Here is a 16,740-nt window from a genome sequence, read left to right as displayed (position 1 = left end):
TGCGTGCGAAAGCGGTCGGCAAAAACGTGAATCAGAGAATGAGGATGACGCGGTAATCGTTGACGTTGGTGCGTGTCGGGCCCGTGACGATCAGGTCATGGGCGGCCGCAAAGAAACCGTAGGCGTCGTGTGCGTCGAGCGCGGCGCGTGCGCCGACACCGTTGGCGGCAGCGCGGGCGATGGATTCGGGGTCGAGCAGCGCACCCGCATTGTCCTCCGATCCGTCGATGCCGTCTGTATCAGCGGCGAGTGCGTAGACGTTGTCCATGTCTTCGAGCGTGACGCCGAGCGAGAGGAGGAACTCCGCGCAGCGCCCGCCACGACCACCGGTCAAGCCTGGCGGAATCGTCACCGTGCATTCGCCACCGGAGATGAGGGCTACCGGCGCTACAAACGGGGTGCCGTGCTGGCGCACCTGCCGCGCCAGCGCGCCATACACCTGGGCGACCTCGCGCGCCTCGCCGGTCACCGTGTCGCCGAGGATGGCCGTGTGGATGCCGCGCGTCGCAAACACCTGGGCACCGGCTTGGAGGCTTTGTTGCGCGGTGGCGATGACGTGATTGGTCACGCGTGCAAAGCAGGCGTCGCCGGGTTTGGGCGTTTCGGCAATTTCGCCGCGTGCGCCACGTTCGAGGTGCGCGCGCACGGTATCGGGTATCTGCGCGCCCCAACGCTTGATGATGGCCAGCGCATCGGCGTAAGTGCTCGCATCCGGCACGGTCGGGCCGCTGGCAATGGCGCTCGGGTCATCGCCTGCCACGTCCGAGACGATCAGTGTCGTGACCGGCGCGCGGGATGCGGCCGCAAGCCGCCCGCCTTGGATGCGCGACAGGTGCTTGCGGACGATGTTCATGTCGGTGATCGGCGCGCCGCAGCGCAGCAACTCCCGCGTCACGGCCTTCAGATCGGCCATCGGGATGCCTTCGGCAGGCAGGGACAGCAGGCTGGAGCCGCCACCCGAAACCAGCACGATCAGGCGGTCGCGCTCGGTGAGCGCGCAAACCCGATCCAGGATTTCCTGCGCCGCCTGTTCGCCCGCCTCGTCCGGCACCGGGTGCCCGGCTTCGATAACGCGGATGTGCTCGGTCGGCAGGCCATGCGCATAACGCGTGACGACCAGGCCTTCGATCTGTGCGCGGCCGGCATAGGCCTGCTCGACGGCCAGCGCCATCGAGGCAGCCGCCTTGCCGGCGCCGACCACGAGCGTCTTGCCCACGGCATGCGGCGGGGGGAGGAAGTCAGCGACGATTTTCAGCGGATCGGCCGCGCCCACGGCGGCGGCGTAGCTCTCCAGCAGGAGGGCGCGGGCGGCGGTGCGGTCGAGCTTCATGGGAATGGCTTCCGGTTTAGGTAGTCTGGACGCATGGCGTGCGGCATGTGCGCAACGCCCGGCCCCAGGGGCGGTGCCGTGAAGACGAAGGCGCTTGGCACCCCCGGCGGCCGGCAGGATAATGAACATTTTATTGCATCCGACTTTTCCCCCACCATGTGCCAGCTGCTGGGCATGAACTGCGCCGAACCGACCGATGTGACGTTCTCGTTCACCGGGTTCGCCGCGCGCGGTGGCGTCACCGACCACCATGCCGACGGCTTTGGCGTCGCCTTTTTCGAGGACAAGGCCTGCCGCCTGTTCATCGACAATCAGTCGGCCGGCACCTCGCCGGTGGCGGAACTGGTCAAGCGCTACCCGATCAAGTCCAAGAACGTCATCTCGCACATCCGCAAGGCGACGCAGGGCACGGTGCGGCTGGAAAACTGCCACCCCTTCATGCGGGAGCTGTGGGGCCGGCATTGGATCTTTGCGCACAACGGCGACCTGAAGAACTTCTCGCCGTTTCTCTCGGGCGTCTACCAGCCCGTGGGCGATACCGACAGCGAACTCGCCTTCTGTTTCATCATGCAGGCGCTGCGCAAGCGCTTTCCCGGGTCGCAGCCGCCGCTTAACGAGCTGTTCTACGCGCTGTCCGACATCACCAAGGAAATCACCCGCTACGGTGTGTTCAATTTCTTGCTCTGCAACGGGCAGGCGCAGTTCGCGCATTGCTCAACGCGGCTGTATTACATCGTGCGGCAGTGGCCGTTCTCGACGGCGCATTTGATCGACGCCGACATGACGATCGACTTCGCCAAATACACCACGCCCGCCGATCGGGTGGCTGTCATCGCCACTGCGCCGCTCACCGACAACGAAGTCTGGACGCAATTCGCCCCGGGCGAGCTGCTGATGTTCGAATCGGGCCAAGCCACGATGGCGACCAAGGTGCCGATTCCGGAAGCCGTGCAGATCGCCAACGCGGCCAATACGGCTTGCACCTGACATGATCATCGCCCAACAAAAAGCCGCTCCTGATAGAGCGGCTTTTTGTTGCCTCCAACCCGGCGCTTAAATCGGTTCACAATCCGTAGCGAGCGGCCTGAGGTTGGTCCGAGAAGCGCAGCCGTACATGGGTACGGCGAGCATCGCAGGGCCAAGATCGGGTCGCGCAGTAGGATCGTGAAGCGATTTTCAGTGCGACAGGATCTTCGACAGGAACTGCTTGGCGCGATCGGAACGCGCGTCGATGTTGCCGAAGAACTCTTCCTTCTCGCAGTCTTCAACGATGCGGCCCTGGTCCATGAAGATCACGCGGTTGGCCACCTTGCGCGCGAAACCCATTTCGTGAGTCACGCACATCATGGTCATGCCTTCCTTTGCCAGTTCCACCATCACGTCGAGCACTTCGTTGACCATTTCGGGGTCCAGCGCGGAGGTCGGCTCGTCGAACAGCATGCAGATCGGGTCCATCGACAGCGCGCGGGCGATTGCCACCCGCTGCTGCTGACCGCCCGACAGTTGGCCCGGGTACTTGGCAGCGTGCGCCTTCAGACCCACGCGATCCAGATACTTCAGGCCCTTGGCCATGGCTTCTTCTTTCGAGCGGCCCAGCACTTTCTGCTGTGCAATCGTCAGGTTCTCGGTAATCGAGAGGTGCGGAAACAGCTCGAAGTTCTGGAACACCATGCCCACGCGCGAACGCAGCTTCGGCAGGTTGGTGCCCTTGGCGCCGACCGAAGTGCCGTCGACGAAGATTTCGCCTTTCTGGAACGGCTCCAGCGCGTTGACGGTCTTGATCAGCGTGGACTTGCCCGAACCCGACGGGCCGCACACCACCACCACCTCGCTCTTCTTCACGCTGGTGGTGCAGTCGGTCAGCACCTGGAAGCTGCCGTACCACTTGGAAACGTTCTTGATCTCGATCATTGGGTCACCTTCTTCTGAAGTCGCTTCACCAGCACGGAGGCGCCGAAGCAGATCACGAAATAGCACAAGCCGGCAAACAGCAGCAGCTCGACGATACGGCCGTCGCGCTCACCGATGTTGTATGCCTGCGTAAAGAAGTCCGACAGCGCGCTCACATACACCAGCGACGTATCCTGGAACAGGACGATGGCCTGGGTGAGCAGCAACGGAATCATGTTGCGGAATGCCTGCGGCAGGATCACCAGGCGCATGGCCTGGCCGTACGTCATACCCATCGCGTAGGCGGCGAACATCTGCCCGCGCGAGACGCTCTGGATACCGGCGCGGATGATCTCCGAGTAGTACGCCGCTTCAAACAGCGCGAAGGCGACCAGCGCGGACGTCATGCGCATGTCGGTGGCCGGCGACAGGTTGAAGATTTTCTGCAGTACCTGCGGCACGATCAGGAAGAACCACAGCAGCACCATCACCAGCGGGATGGACCGGAAGAGGTTCACGTACGCCTGCCCGAACACCTGCAGCGGCTTTATGCCCGACAGGCGCATCATCGCCAGCAGCGTGCCCCACACGATGCCGACCAGGATGGCCGTGCCTGTGATCTCGAGCGAAAGGACCATGCCCTCGCCGAGCACGCGCATGTTGTCGACGTTGATGGACGAGAAATCGAATTGATAAGCCATGAAGAGTCCTCGCCCGATTACTTGCCACCGATGAAGCCAGGCAGCCGGGAACGTGCTTCCACCCAGCGCATGAGGCCCATCACGGTCAGGTTGATCAGCATGTACATCAGCGTCACGGCGATGAACGATTCGTACGGCTGTGCGGTGTAGTCGACCAACTGGCGGCCTTGTGCGGCAAGCTCAAGCAAGCCGATCGTCGAGGCCACGGCGGAGTTCTTGAAGATATTCAGAAACTCCGACGTAAGCGGCGGCACGATGATGCGGAACGACATCGGCAACATCACGTAGCGATACGTCTGCGCAAGCGTGAAGCCCATCGCCAGGCCTGCGTTGCGTTGACCGCGCGGCAGCGAATTGATACCCGAGCGCACCTGTTCGCACACACGTGCCGCGGTAAAGGTACCGAGGCACAGCATCGCGCACAGGAACATCGCCGTGGCGGGGTTCATCTGCTTGATGTAGTCGCCGCCCGGCACGAGTTCTGGCATGACGAAGTACCAGATGAAGAGCTGCACGATCAGCGGAATGTTGCGGAACACTTCCACGTAGGCTGCGGCAAGGCCCGACAGCCACTTGTTCGGCACCGTACGCAGCACGCCCAGCACGGAGCCGATGACGAGCGCGATGATCCAGGAAGACAGGCCGAGCACGACGGTGGTCTTCAACCCCGCCAGCAGCCAGTCCAGATAGGTCTGATTCTGGGCGGCTTCCGTAAAGAAGACGCCCCAGTTCCAGTGGTAATTCATGATGGTTCCCTCAAAAAGAAACGGAAGGGAGAAGACCTGTTAACCGGCCTTTGCCTTCCGTTTCGGTGACGCTTGTATCAGGCCCGTTGAGGGAGCCGATCAGTCAAGAGCCTTGTCGTTCGGGTTCTTGATCAGCGCCTTCATGTCGTCCGACAGCGGGAACTCCATGTTCACGCCCTTGGGCGGAACCGGCTGCTCGAACCACTTCTTGTATTCGGCGTTGATCGTGCCGTCCTTCATCATGCCGGCGATCGTCTTGTCGGCCAGGGCCTTGAACGGCTTGTCGTCCTTGCGAACCATACAGCCGTAGGCTTCGCGCGATTGCGGCTTGGCCACGACCACCCAGTCAGCCGGGTTCTTGGCCTTGGCGCGCTCGCCATACAGCAGGGCGTCGTCCATCATGAACGCGACAGCGCGACCCGATTCCAGCGTCAGGAACGACTGGCCGTGGTCCTTCGTGCTGATGATGTTCATGCCCATCTGCTTCTCATCGTTCATCTTGCGCAGCAGGCGTTCCGAAGTCGTACCGGCGGTGGTCACGACGTTCTTGCCCTTCAGGTCTGCCCAATCTTTGACGCCCGAATCCTTCTTCACCATGATGCGCGTGCCGATGATGAAGATGGTGTTCGTAAACGATGCCTGCTTCTGACGTTCGAGGTTGTTCGTGGTCGAGCCGCACTCCAGATCGATGGTGCCGTTCTGCAGCAGCGTGATGCGGTTCTGCGACGTAACCGGAATCTCGTTGACCTTCAGATCCTTCAGGCCGAGTTGCTTCTTCACGTCCTCGGCAATCTTGGTGGCGACGTCGTACGAATAGCCGATCGTGCGGACACCGCCGACGTTGTAGCTGAACGGAATCGACGAATCGCGCACGCCCAGCGTGATGGTGCCGGTGTCTTTGATCTTCTTGAGCGTACCGGTCAGCTCTTCTGCGTGGGCAGCGCTGCCGAACGTACCAACGGCGACACCAACGGCTGCAACCACAGTTGCCAGCTTGGCGAGGTTCATGAAAGTCTCCTTTTGACCATGAAAGAGAAAGACGGGACTGTACCAAAAAACGTTTGGCGACAGTATTGGTGTTGCCACTAAATCGTTGAATCCAACGGAGTTTTTCCTCTGGCGCGGACCCTGCCGCAGCTGTGTTTTCCGAGCAACCGGATACCTTACGTTGTGCTTTCCGGAAAACCGGAAAAGACGCGCAGGGCCAGACATGGCGGCGCTCTGCAACATCGGCACGCGGGCACGGTTGCTTGAGCGGAATGACCGCCCATTGCTAAGGAAAACCAGGGGAAATAAAGCCCGCCCGATGTGCGCTCTCTGTCGCTTAACGAACCCGACTTGAGGATGGGAAGGACGACGATGACGCCATCGCCCTTCTCATGGTGCGGCGCTCCGGAACGTTATGGTTCGCCCCATGAGCACCGGCTTTCTTCAACCGTCGCGCATGGCCGCCTGATCGGCAGCAACGCGATAGACCAGTGCGGTGCCCTGTTGGAGCACCGCGCCGGTATTGACCAGCGCGTTGCCGATCAGGGGTACAGACCGCGCTCTTGGCGAGCCTGCAGAATCCGCGTACAGGCGATGATGAACGCCGCCGTACGCAGAGTAACCTTGTTGTCCTGCGCCACTTGCCAGACGCCACGGAAGGCATCTTGCATGATCCGTACCAGGCGCTGGTTGATCTCGTCTTCGGTCCAGAAGAAGCTCGAGAAATCCTGCACCCACTCGAAGTAGCTGACCGTCACGCCGCCGGCGTTGGCGATCACGTCCGGGCAGACCAGGATGCCTCGGTCGCGCAGGATGTCGTCCGCCTCGGGCGTCGTCGGGCCGTTTGCACCTTCCACGACAATCTTTGCCTTGATATGGGGCGCGTTCTTGGCGGTGATCTGGCCTTCCAGCGCGGCCGGGATCAGGAATTCGCAGTCCAGGGCCCAGAAGTCGTCTTGCGAGACGGTCTCGGCAGCAAAGCCGGCCACGCTGCCATTGTGGTCAACGTGCTTGATGAGCGCGTCGACATCCAGGCCGTTGCCGTTGAAGACGATGCCCTTGTGGTCTTGCACGGCAATGACCTTGGCGCCGGCGTCGTGGAACAGCTTGGCGGCCACGCTGCCGACGTTCCCGAAGCCCTGCACCACAATGCGCGCACCCTTGACGTCGATGCCGAGATTGCGTGCGGCTTCGCTGCCGACCACGAACACGCCGCGGCCGGTCGCCTCGCGACGGCCCAGGCTGCCGCCCAGTGCGATCGGCTTGCCGGTCACCACGCCAGTGGCGGTGGAGCCTTCGTTCATTGAGTACGTGTCCATCATCCACGCCATGATCTGCGCGTTGGTGTTCACGTCCGGAGCCGGAATGTCCTTGTTCGGACCGATGATGATGCCGATCTCGCTCGTGTAGCGGCGCGTCAGGCGTTCAAGTTCACCGGAAGACAGCTTGCGCGGGTCGACGCGGATACCGCCCTTGGCACCACCGTACGGCACATTCACGGCCGCATTCTTCACCGACATCCAGGCAGACAACGCCATCACTTCCGACAGCGTCACGTCCTGGTGGAAACGCACGCCCCCCTTGCCCGGGCCGCGCGACGTATTGTGCTGCACACGATAGCCCTCGAAGTGGGCGATGCGGCCGTCGTCCATCTGGATCGGCACATCGACGATCAGCGCGCGCTTGGGGCGCTTGAGCGTTTCAACCCAACGTGCGAGCGAGCCGAGATAGGGGGTGACCCGATCGACCTGCTGCAGATAGATGCCCCACGGGCCGAGATTGTCGGCCGGCAGATAGGACGGGATGGCGTGCTGGAGTGTCGACGGAGATGCGACATTGGACATGGCTGTCTTCCTTTTTTGGACCTCGGTAAGGTCCTTCAAGTCCCACAAAATGCCCGCCAGCTTAGGGACCGGCCAGAACGAAATCCAATGCCGTTTTTACATCGGGTTATGCATCAGACGCATAACCCTCTACTCGAATCCGGGTGTCCGTTCAGGCCGCCAGCGCGCTCCATAACGTGTCGATCAGCTCGCGTTTCCGCTTGGACTGGGGGTGTCGACGGTCGTGTGCGCCGCTTTGCGGGTGCTCGCGGTAAAGCCGGATTTCCATCTCGATCGACAACGTACCGCCGCCCTTGCCTTCGGCGCGCACGAGGCGTCCGGCTGCCACGTCGTCGCGCACCGCACTCTCGGGCAGGAAGGCCACGCCATGGCCGGCCAGCGCCATCACCTTGAGCGCCTCAGCCATGTCGGTTTCGTAGCACTTGTCAAGCAGCGGCGCCACCGGCGAGTTTTCCAGCAGCACATCCACCATGCGCCCGAGAAAAGCGTTGGGCGTGTAGCTCAGGTAGGCGATGGGCTTGCGTGCGGTCGGAACGAGCCGATAAATCGGCCGCCCGCTTGCATCCGGTCTGGAAAACGGAGACAGGCGCTCGGTGCCAAGCACCAGCATGTCGTAGCGCGTGGGGTCGAGCTGGATCATCTGCCGTGCATGGTGATAGACCATCACGAGATCGCACCCCCCCTCCACCAGCGTCATCACGGCATCGTGCACGTTGAGCGCGCGCAAGCGGCATTGCAGCTTGCCGATCTTTTCTTCCACTTGTGCAAGCCAGCCGGGGAAGAACGTGAGCGACAGCGTATGCGGCACGGCAAAGTCGATCGTCGACGCGCTGGCCGGACGCTGGCCGCGCATCAGTGCGCGCGTCTCGCTTACCTGGGCGAGCATCGCCAACGCCTGTTCGTAGAAGACCTCGCCGGCGGGGGTCAGGCGCGTGGGGTAGCTTGATCGGTCAATCAGCTCATTGCCAAGCCACGCCTCAAGGGATTGGATGCGCCGCGAAAACGCCGGCTGCGTCACGTGCCGCAATTCGGCCGAGCGCGAAAAGCTGCGCGTCTCGGCCAGGCTGATGAAGTCTTCCAGCCATTTGAGTTCCATCGCGTTGTCTCTCCCCTCAACCTGCTCGGGCGTCTTCTGTTTCTTCGGAGACGCGCTCCGGCTCGCGCGCCTGCATGCGCCACATCTGCGCGTAACGACCTTCCGCACGCAACAACGATTCATGCGTGCCGCGCTCGATGATGCGACCGTGCTCCATCACCAGGATCTGGTGCGCACGCACGATGGTCGACAAGCGGTGCGCGATGACCAACGTGGTGTGGTTCTGCGCCAGGCGCATCAGTTCTTCCTGGATGGCGTGCTCGGTGCGCGAGTCCAGCGCAGACGTCGCTTCATCGAAGACGAGAATCGGTGGCCGCTTGAGCAGGGTGCGCGCAATCGCCACGCGCTGCTTCTCGCCGCCGGAGAGCTTCAGGCCGCGCTCGCCGACTTGCGTCTCGTAGCCGTCGGGCAGCGATTCGACAAAGTGATGGATCTGCGCCGCGCGGGCGGCTTCGATCACCTCTTCGCGGCTTGCATCGGGGCGGCCGTAGGCGATGTTGTAGTAGATGCTGTCGTTGAAGAGCACCGTGTCTTGCGGAACGATGCCGATAGCGGCGCGCACGCTGGATTGCGTGACATCGCGCAAGTCCTGTCCGTCGATCTGGATGGCGCCGGACTTCACGTCATAGAAACGGAACAGCAGGCGCGCCAGCGTCGACTTGCCGGAACCGCTCTGCCCCACCACCGCCGTGGTCGTGCCGGCCGGAATCGTAAAATCGACATCGAACAGAATCTGGCGATTGGCCTCGTAGCTGAAGTCGACATGCGCGAAGCGCACTTCGCCCGCATGCACCGTCAGCGGCGGGGCGTCTGGCTTGTCGGCCACTTCGCGGTTGGTCTGCAGCAGATTGAACATGCGGTCCATGTCGGTCACGGCCTGCTTCAGCTCACGGTAGATCACGCCCAGGAAGTTGAGCGGAATGTAGATCTGCAGCATCAGCGTGTTGACGAGCACGAGGTCGCCCAGCGTCATGTGCCCCGCCGCCACACCCTGCGTGGCGCGATACAGAATCAGGATGAGCGCCGTGGCGACGATGAACTGCTGGCCGAAGTTCAGCACCGACAACGAGTTCTGTGACCGGATGGCCGCGGCGCGGTAGTGCTTCAGGTTCTCGTCGTAGCGACGTGCTTCGTAGTCTTCGTTGCCGAAGTACTTGACCGTTTCGAAGTTGAGCAGCGAATCGATCGCCTTCTGGTTGGCGCGCGAATCCAGCTCGTTCATCTTGCGACGGAAGTGCGTGCGCCAGTTCGTCACCGTCACCGTAAAGACGATGTAGCTGACCAGCGCGCAGAACGTGATGAGCGCGAACCACACGTCGTACTTCACGAAGAAATACGTGATGACAAGGCCCACTTCCACCAGCGTCGGCAGGATGCTGTACAGCGAATAGGAGATGAGCGACTGGATGCCGCGTGTGCCGCGCTCGATGTCGCGGCTCATGCCGCCGGTTTGGCGCTCAAGGTGAAAGCGCAGCGACAGTGCATGCAGATGGCGAAACACCTGCAGTGCGAGCGTGCGCACAGAACTCTCGGTCACCTTCGCAAACAGGATTTCGCGCAGCTCCGAAAACAGCGACGTCGACAGCCGCAGCAGCCCGTAGCCGATGATGATGCCCACCGGCACAACCAGCAGCGCGCGCGGGTCGGACGGCGACACGTTCATGGAATCGATCAGCCGTTTCATGACCATCGGCACCCCAAGGTTTGCCACCTTGGCTGCGATCAGGAACGACAACGCCAGCGCCACACGCCACTTGTAGGCCATCAAATACGGCAGCAGGCTCTTGATGGTGCGCCAGTCGCCGCGGGCAGCCCCCGGCGGAGGCGGTTCGGAAGAGGCGGGAAAGCGGCGCATGTGCGGTGCAATAAAATGGCGGATTGTGTATTCTCCCACCGATCACCTGCGCGCGCCCTGGCCCCGCTGGTGGGCCCTCCCTCTGCTTCAATGCTGCCCTGCATCATCATGTCCGATACCCAAGCCCCACCTGAAACCGTCACGTTGCCCGCCGACAAGCAACCCGCCGTGCGCGTGATGCCCATGCCCTCCGACGCCAACGTTCACGGCGATGTGTTTGGCGGCTGGATCATGTCGCAGGTGGATATCGCAGGGTCGATTCCCGCCGTGGTGCGCGCCAACGGCCGGGTGGCGACGATCGCGGTCAACTCGTTCGTCTTCAAGCAGCCGGTGTACGTGGGCGATCTGGTGAGCTTCTACGCCAACGTGGTGAAGACAGGCCGCACGTCAATCACCGTGGACGTGGAAGTCTATGCGCAACGCATGCACGCCAACGGCCGGCACGCCACCGTCAAGGTGACGGAAGCCACCCTCACCTACGTGGCGACCGACGAGACCCGCAAGCCGCGCGTGCTGCCGCCGCTCTGAACGGTCAGGCCCAACAAAAAACCCGGCTTCGCGCCGGGTTTTCTTTTGCAGGAAACGATTCGCTCAGTTGAACTTGGAGAAGTCCGGGCGGCGCTTTTCGAAGAACGCCGTGAACGCCTCGCGCGCCTCCGGGGCACGCAGCATCTCGCCGAACTGCTTGCCTTCCACCGACATGCGCTCGGCGATCTGCGGCATTGCGCCCTCCTTCATCAGGCGCTTGGTGGCCCGCAGCGATGCGGGCGGCAACAACGTCAGCTTGCGCGCTTGCGTGCGCACGAACGCATCCAGCTCGCCGGCCGGCAACACGCGGTTGACCAGGCCCAGCTCGCGCGCTTCGTTCGCATCGAACGGCTCGCCGAAGAGCAGCTTGTCAGCCGCGCGGTGGTAGCCGGCCAGCTGCGGCAGCAGCAAGCTCGATGCGGCTTCAGGGCAGAGCCCCAGCTGCGCGAACGGCATCGACAGCTTGGCCGTCTCGGACGCATAGACGAGGTCGCAATGCAGCAGCATGGTCGTACCCACGCCGACAGCCGCGCCGCTCACGGAGGCGATCAATGGCTTGCTCGCTGTGCTGATCGCCCGCAGGAACTGGTGCACAGGGGCGCTCTCGTCCTTGGGCGGATTCTTCATGAAGTCTTCGAGATCGTTGCCCGCCGTGAACACGCTCTCATGACCGGCCAGCACGATCACGCGGATGACGGGATCGGTTTCGGCGGCCACCAGTGCATCGGCCAGCGTTTGATACATCGCGGCCGTGATGGCGTTCTTGCGGTCCAGGCGGTCAAAGGTCAGCGTCAGGATGCCGTCTGCAGTCTCGGTACGAATCGACATGAAAACTCCAGGTAAAACCTGCGCCCCTAAATCGGCACAGGAGAGTCAGATAGATAACCGACGGAGAACGCGTTGGCCCCAACGTTCAACGCCACGGTCAGGCTCATCGGCGCAAGCAGTACCTCCACGCCGTGGTCCTGTGCGGTTCGCATCAACGCTTGCACCGGTTCCATGCGGCGTACGGTGTCGAGCGAACCGGAATACGTGATCGCCACCACGGGCGTGGCCAGCCGCTCTTCGGCGATCATGGTTTCGGTATGCGCAAGCAGGCGGCGAATCCCTTCCTCCGAGCCGCGCACCTTGGCGATGGCTTCCGTCTCGCCCCGGTGCATATGGATGAGCGGACGCACGTTGAACGCCGTCCCCATCATGTAGCGGCCCCAAGTGATGCTCTTCTCGCCCTTCTGCTTGGCGCGCGTGTACATGTACAGCAACTCGTCGGGCACGAGATAGACGTGCGAGGCGTCGCGCAGGCGGTTTTCGATCACGTGCACGACGTCACGTACCTCTGCGCCTTCCCGCAGCATGCGTGCGGCTTCATGCACCATCAGCGCCTGGCCCGGGCCAATGGCGCCGGTATCGACCACCGTCAACTCGAACAGCCCTGACCGGCCTGCATCCTTGCGTGGCTTGAAGCTTTTGGCCGTGGTGCCTACCACCGCACCAGTTGCATGGCTGTAGAAATGACTGCGCGAACTGGCAATGGTCAGCAGCAAGGCCCGATCGTGCTGCGTGACCACGTGCTTGAGCAGGAAGTCTTCGATTTCGCGCTCGAGCAGCGGAATCGATTCGGCGTAGTGATCCTGCTTGTCGACGAGGTATTTGCGATAGAGCTGCGGAAGCGCCACCTCGTCGCGGCGGTCTTCCACAAACAATTCGCCCGCACGAATGCGGAACGGCACTACGCCCAACCCCAGTTGATCGATCATCGAGCGTGGCATATCGCATGCCGCGTCGGTCAATACGATTGTGTCGCCGATAGTGTTGCCCATCGCACGCCCTCCTCTTGGTGCACCGCCGGTGGCCCGGTGGTGTGTCTCCTCTGTTGCGGAATCATGGTTCCGCTTCTGTCGCGATGCCGGCTAGATGCCGGCCGCGTTCTTCGGCGCGCTTGTTGATGTAGTACTGCGCGCGCCTGCGCAATCATGCGTGTTGAGACGGGCGATTTACAAGCAGGGGGAAGAACTTAATCCTTCCCCCTGACGTGGGGTCACATGCGTTCGAAAATGCCCGCGGCGCCCATGCCGGTGCCGACGCACATCGTCACCATGCCGTACTTCTGGTTGCGACGGCGCAGGCCATGCACCACCGTGGCCGCACGAATGGCACCGGTGGCGCCCAGCGGGTGGCCCAGCGCGATCGCGCCACCCAGCGGGTTGATCTTGCTGGTGTCCAGGCCCAGGTCCTGGATCACGGCCAGCGACTGCGCGGCGAACGCTTCATTCAGCTCGATCCAGTCGATCTGGTCCTGCGTCAGGCCGCCCGCCTTCAGCGCGGCCGGAATCGCTTCCTTCGGGCCGATCCCCATGATCTCCGGCGGCACGCCGCGCACCGCAAACGATACGAAGCGCGCCAGCGGCACCAGGTTGAACTGCTTGAGGATCTTCTCCGACACCAGGATCAACGCGCCCGAACCGTCCGACGTCTGGGAGCTGTTGCCGGCCGTCACGCTGCCCTTGTTGGCGAACACGGCGCGCAGTTTGCCCAGGCCTTCGACCGACGTATCGGCACGCGGGCCTTCATCCAGCGACATCGTGCGGGTCTTGATGTCGATCGCGCCCGTGCCCAGGTTCGGGAACTTCTCGATGATCTCGATCGGGGTGATCTCGTCCTTGAACTCGCCGGCTTGCTGCGCGGCCAGCGCCTTCTGGTGCGAAGCCAGCGAGAAGGCGTCCTGCGCCTCGCGCGAGATCTTCCATTGCTGGGCGACCTTCTCGGCGGTCAGGCCCATGCCGTAGGCGATGCCGACGTTCTCGTCGCGCGTGAAGATGTCTGGCGACATCGACGGCGAGTTGCCCATCATCGGCACCATGCTCATCGATTCGACACCGGCGGCGATCATCACGTCGGATTCACCCACGCGGATGCGGTCGGCTGCCATCGCCACAGCGGTCAGGCCCGAGGCGCAGAAACGGTTGACGGTGACACCGCCCACCGTGTTCGGCAAGCCGGCCAGCAGCGCACCGATACGCGCCACGTTCAGGCCCTGCTGCGCTTCCGGGATCGCGCAGCCAACAATGGCGTCTTCGATCAGCGCCGGGTCCAAGTTCGGCACCTGGGCAACAGCGCTCTTGAGGATGGTCGCCAGCAGATCGTCCGGGCGCAGGTTCTTGAGCGTGCCCTTCGGCGCCTTGCCGATCGGGGAACGCGTCGCGGCGACGATGTAGGCGTCTTGCAGTTGCTTGGTCATGATGAAACTCCTGTCTCTCTGTCGTCGCGGCAATTAGTTGCGCACCGGCTTGCCGGTCTGAAGCATGCCCATGATGCGTTCCTGGGTCTTGGAGCTGCCGAGCAGATCCACGAAGGCCTTGCGCTCCAGCGCCAGCAGCCATTCTTCGTCCACCAGGGCGCCGGCTTCGACATCACCGCCGCACACGGCTTCAGCAATGCGCGAGGCAATCGTGAAGTCGTGCTGCGAGATGAAGCCGCCGTCACGCATGTTCACCAGCGACGCCTTGATCGTGGCGATGCCCGAACGGCCCGCCACCGGAATGCCCACCGGACGCAGCGGTGCGCGGTAGCCCGAATCGGACAGCGCACGCACTTCATTGCGTGCAACGTGCAGCAATTCGTGCACGTTGAACACGATCGTGTCGGTCGGTTGCAGGTAGCCGATCTTCTGCGCGTCCAGCGCGGAAGACGACACCTTCGCCATGGCCGCGGCCTGGAAGCGATTGGTCAGGAACTGCAGGATGTTCGTGCTGCCGGCTGCCTGCGCAGCCTTGGCTGCCGCCAGAGCCGCCTCCTTCAGGCCACCACCTGCCGGCACGAGGCCCACGCCCACTTCCACCAGACCGATGTATGTTTCCAACGCAGCCACGCGCTTCGCCGAGTGCAGCAGCAGTTCGCAACCGCCGCCCAGTGCGATGCCCGACGCCGCGGACACAACGGGCACGCCGGCGTATTTCACACGCATCATGCCGTCCTGGAACTTCTTGACGAACGGCTCGATGCCCTTGGCGCCGCCCATCATGAAGGCCGGCATGGCTTCTTCCAGATTGGCACCGGCAGAGAACGGACCCCCCGGCGCACCGAGCTTGAGCGACGTCGGCTGCCACACCACCAGGCCCTTGTAGCCCACTTCGGCCAGATCAACGGCACGCGTCAGACCGTCGATGACGCTCGGTCCGATCGTGTTCATCTTGCTCTTGAACGAAACGATCAGCACGTCGTCCTGACCGGCCGCGTCGTCCACCCAGATGCGCACGGCATCGGTCTCTTCGATAGTCTTGCCGTAGGTGAGCGGGTTGACCGTCGTCGCACCCTTGATCGGTGCACGGAACACCTGGCGGCCGTACACCGGCAGCGTGCTACGCGAGAGGAACGTGCCCTGATGCGCCGACCACGAACCCTGCGTCGAATGCACACCGCCGTTGTCCGCCACCGGGCCCGAGAACACCCACTGCGGCAGGGGCGCGTCCGACAGCGCCTTGCCGGCTTCGATGTCTTCCTTCACCCACTCGGCCACCTGCTTCCAGCCGGCTTCCTGCCAGTCTTCGAACGGGCCGCTGTTCCAGCCGAAGCCCCAACGGATCGCCAGATCGACTTCCGCCGCCGAATCCGCAATCTGCTCCAGGTACACCGCGATGTAATGGAATACGTCCCGGAACACAGCCCACAGGAATTGCGCCTGCGGGTTGTTGGATTCGCGCAGCAGCTTCAGGCGCTCAGCCGGCTCCTTCTTCAGGATGCGCACGACGATGTCATCGGCCTTCTTGCCGCTCGGGCCGTACTGGCCGCTTTGCGGATCCAGCACCTTGATTTCCTTGCCTTCCTTCTTGTAGAAACCGGCGCCGGTCTTCTGGCCCAGGGCACCTGCTTCCACCAGCTTGGCCAGCACGGGCGGCGTGGCGTAGACCGGAGCGAACGGATCGTCCTTCAGATTGTCCTGCATCGTCTTGATGACGTGCGCCATCGTGTCCAGGCCCACCACGTCGGCCGTACGGAACGTCGCCGACTTGGCACGGCCCAGCTTCGAACCCGTCAGGTCATCCACCACGTCAAACGGAATACCGTACTTGGCTGATTCTGCAAACACCGCCAGGATCGAGAAGATGCCGACGCGGTTGGCGATGAAGTTGGGCGTGTCCTTCGCACGCACCACGCCCTTGCCGAGCGCGGAGGTCAGGAACGTTTCCAGCTTGTCGAGGATGTCGCCGCGCGTGTGTGCGGTCGGGATCAGCTCGACCAGGAGCATGTAGCGCGGCGGATTGAAGAAGTGCACGCCGCAGAAGCGCGACTTCAGCTCGGCATCAAAGCCGTCCGACAGTTCGGTGATCGACAGACCCGACGTGTTGGAGGCAAAGATCGCATGCGGGGCGATGTGCGGCGCGACCTTCTTGTACAGGTCGTGCTTCCAGTCCATGCGCTCGGCAATCGCTTCGATAACGAGATCGCAATCGCGCAGGCGCTCGATGTCGTCTTCGTAGTTGGCAGCCTGGATGAGGTTGGCGTCCTCTTTGATGCCCAGCGGCGCCGGCGACAGCTTCTTCAGGTTTTCAATGGCCTTGAGCGCGATGCCGCTCTTGGGGCCTTCCTTGGCGGGCAGGTCGAATAGCGTGACAGGAACCTTGGCGTTGATCAGGTGCGCGGCAATCTGCGCACCCATCACGCCGGCGCCCAGCACGGCAACGCGCCGGACGAGGAAGTTGGAACGCTGGCCGGCCTGCGGCTGCGCGCTGGTGGGGAGTTCAGTGCGGGTCATGGTGTCCTCGC

The 16,740-nt window shown here is 62.9% G+C and carries 14 protein-coding genes; 2 read left to right on the top strand and 12 right to left on the bottom strand.

All coding sequences use genetic code 11. The annotated features are described in order from the left end of the window. Positions 1-31 precede the first annotated feature (31 nt). Complete coding sequence (locus tag AAHM38_RS06375; protein ID WP_012761175.1) at positions 32-1,330, bottom strand: glycerate kinase type-2 family protein; 1,299 nt, start codon at positions 1,328-1,330, stop codon at positions 32-34. 156 nt (positions 1,331-1,486) lie between these two features. Between AAHM38_RS06375 and AAHM38_RS06370 the strand changes: the two genes are divergently transcribed. Next, positions 1,487-2,317 (top strand): class II glutamine amidotransferase, encoded by an 831-nt coding sequence (locus AAHM38_RS06370; protein WP_004633204.1) that lies wholly within the window; start codon positions 1,487-1,489, stop codon positions 2,315-2,317. A 189-nt stretch (positions 2,318-2,506) separates the two neighbouring features. Here the strand turns inward: AAHM38_RS06370 and AAHM38_RS06365 are convergent, their stop codons facing one another. From AAHM38_RS06365 to AAHM38_RS06335, 7 genes are all read right to left on the bottom strand, one after another. Beyond that, entirely contained in the window at positions 2,507-3,241 is a 735-nt protein-coding gene (locus AAHM38_RS06365) for an amino acid ABC transporter ATP-binding protein (RefSeq protein ID WP_004633206.1), read from the bottom strand. Beyond that, entirely contained in the window at positions 3,238-3,921 is a 684-nt protein-coding gene (gene gltK, locus AAHM38_RS06360; RefSeq protein WP_116575870.1) for a glutamate/aspartate ABC transporter permease GltK, read from the bottom strand. Before gltK ends, AAHM38_RS06365 begins: the two co-directional genes overlap by 4 nt. A 17-nt stretch (positions 3,922-3,938) precedes the next feature. Then, positions 3,939-4,667 carry an amino acid ABC transporter permease gene (locus AAHM38_RS06355; protein ID WP_012761174.1) on the bottom strand — a complete coding sequence of 243 codons (729 nt, stop codon included), beginning with the start codon at positions 4,665-4,667 and terminating at the stop codon, positions 3,939-3,941. A 99-nt stretch (positions 4,668-4,766) separates the two neighbouring features. Further along, positions 4,767-5,675: a glutamate/aspartate ABC transporter substrate-binding protein gene (locus AAHM38_RS06350; protein ID WP_012761173.1), complete on the bottom strand. Its 909-nt coding sequence runs from the start codon at positions 5,673-5,675 to the stop codon at positions 4,767-4,769. 521 nt (positions 5,676-6,196) lie between these two features. Beyond that, positions 6,197-7,498 (bottom strand): Glu/Leu/Phe/Val family dehydrogenase, encoded by a 1,302-nt coding sequence (locus tag AAHM38_RS06345; RefSeq protein ID WP_037027574.1) that lies wholly within the window; start codon positions 7,496-7,498, stop codon positions 6,197-6,199. A 151-nt stretch (positions 7,499-7,649) separates the two neighbouring features. Further along, a complete protein-coding gene (locus AAHM38_RS06340) occupies positions 7,650-8,594 on the bottom strand; it encodes a LysR substrate-binding domain-containing protein (RefSeq protein ID WP_116575869.1) in 945 nt (314 codons plus the stop codon). 16 nt (positions 8,595-8,610) lie between these two features. Beyond that, positions 8,611-10,449 (bottom strand): ABCB family ABC transporter ATP-binding protein/permease, encoded by a 1,839-nt coding sequence (locus AAHM38_RS06335; protein ID WP_116575868.1) that lies wholly within the window; start codon positions 10,447-10,449, stop codon positions 8,611-8,613. Between the two features lie 90 nt (positions 10,450-10,539). On the opposite strand from AAHM38_RS06335, the gene AAHM38_RS06330 reads away from it, so the two are divergent. Then, complete coding sequence (locus AAHM38_RS06330; protein WP_012761169.1) at positions 10,540-10,977, top strand: acyl-CoA thioesterase; 438 nt, start codon at positions 10,540-10,542, stop codon at positions 10,975-10,977. 63 nt (positions 10,978-11,040) lie between these two features. Here AAHM38_RS06330 and AAHM38_RS06325 read toward each other — a convergent pair whose 3' ends face one another. The 4 genes from AAHM38_RS06325 to AAHM38_RS06310 form a co-directional block, all read right to left on the bottom strand. After that, positions 11,041-11,805 (bottom strand): enoyl-CoA hydratase, encoded by a 765-nt coding sequence (locus tag AAHM38_RS06325; RefSeq protein WP_116575867.1) that lies wholly within the window; start codon positions 11,803-11,805, stop codon positions 11,041-11,043. Between the two features lie 26 nt (positions 11,806-11,831). Continuing rightward, positions 11,832-12,797 carry a DegV family protein gene (locus AAHM38_RS06320; protein ID WP_116575866.1) on the bottom strand — a complete coding sequence of 322 codons (966 nt, stop codon included), beginning with the start codon at positions 12,795-12,797 and terminating at the stop codon, positions 11,832-11,834. Between the two features lie 218 nt (positions 12,798-13,015). Continuing rightward, positions 13,016-14,215 carry an acetyl-CoA C-acyltransferase gene (locus tag AAHM38_RS06315; protein WP_012761166.1) on the bottom strand — a complete coding sequence of 400 codons (1,200 nt, stop codon included), beginning with the start codon at positions 14,213-14,215 and terminating at the stop codon, positions 13,016-13,018. A 33-nt stretch (positions 14,216-14,248) separates the two neighbouring features. Further along, complete coding sequence (locus tag AAHM38_RS06310) at positions 14,249-16,729, bottom strand: 3-hydroxyacyl-CoA dehydrogenase/enoyl-CoA hydratase family protein (protein ID WP_116575865.1); 2,481 nt, start codon at positions 16,727-16,729, stop codon at positions 14,249-14,251. Positions 16,730-16,740: the final 11 nt, after the last annotated feature.

It is taken from the genome of Ralstonia sp. OTU4908, from assembly GCF_038440115.1.
Taxonomy (GTDB): domain Bacteria; phylum Pseudomonadota; class Gammaproteobacteria; order Burkholderiales; family Burkholderiaceae; genus Ralstonia; species Ralstonia pickettii.
The sequence above is the reverse complement of the archived record's forward strand: the minus strand, read 5'-3'. Positions and strand labels throughout refer to the sequence as shown.

Excerpts from the sequence above, each read along its gene's own strand:
- AAHM38_RS06325 (WP_116575867.1), bottom strand. The coding sequence starts at position 11,805 with ATGTCGATTCGTACCGAGACTGCAGACGGCATCCTGACGCTGACCTTT.
- AAHM38_RS06320 (WP_116575866.1), bottom strand. The coding sequence starts at position 12,797 with ATGGGCAACACTATCGGCGACACAATCGTATTGACCGACGCGGCATGC.
- AAHM38_RS06355 (WP_012761174.1), bottom strand. The coding sequence starts at position 4,667 with ATGAATTACCACTGGAACTGGGGCGTCTTCTTTACGGAAGCCGCCCAG.
- AAHM38_RS06310 (WP_116575865.1), bottom strand. The coding sequence starts at position 16,729 with ATGACCCGCACTGAACTCCCCACCAGCGCGCAGCCGCAGGCCGGCCAG.
- AAHM38_RS06330 (WP_012761169.1), top strand. The coding sequence starts at position 10,540 with ATGCTGCCCTGCATCATCATGTCCGATACCCAAGCCCCACCTGAAACC.
- gltK (WP_116575870.1), bottom strand. The coding sequence starts at position 3,921 with ATGGCTTATCAATTCGATTTCTCGTCCATCAACGTCGACAACATGCGC.
- AAHM38_RS06375 (WP_012761175.1), bottom strand. The coding sequence starts at position 1,330 with ATGAAGCTCGACCGCACCGCCGCCCGCGCCCTCCTGCTGGAGAGCTAC.
- AAHM38_RS06370 (WP_004633204.1), top strand. The coding sequence starts at position 1,487 with ATGTGCCAGCTGCTGGGCATGAACTGCGCCGAACCGACCGATGTGACG.
- AAHM38_RS06365 (WP_004633206.1), bottom strand. The coding sequence starts at position 3,241 with ATGATCGAGATCAAGAACGTTTCCAAGTGGTACGGCAGCTTCCAGGTG.
- AAHM38_RS06340 (WP_116575869.1), bottom strand. The coding sequence starts at position 8,594 with ATGGAACTCAAATGGCTGGAAGACTTCATCAGCCTGGCCGAGACGCGC.
- AAHM38_RS06350 (WP_012761173.1), bottom strand. The coding sequence starts at position 5,675 with ATGAACCTCGCCAAGCTGGCAACTGTGGTTGCAGCCGTTGGTGTCGCC.
- AAHM38_RS06335 (WP_116575868.1), bottom strand. The coding sequence starts at position 10,449 with ATGCGCCGCTTTCCCGCCTCTTCCGAACCGCCTCCGCCGGGGGCTGCC.
- AAHM38_RS06315 (WP_012761166.1), bottom strand. The coding sequence starts at position 14,215 with ATGACCAAGCAACTGCAAGACGCCTACATCGTCGCCGCGACGCGTTCC.
- AAHM38_RS06345 (WP_037027574.1), bottom strand. The coding sequence starts at position 7,498 with ATGTCCAATGTCGCATCTCCGTCGACACTCCAGCACGCCATCCCGTCC.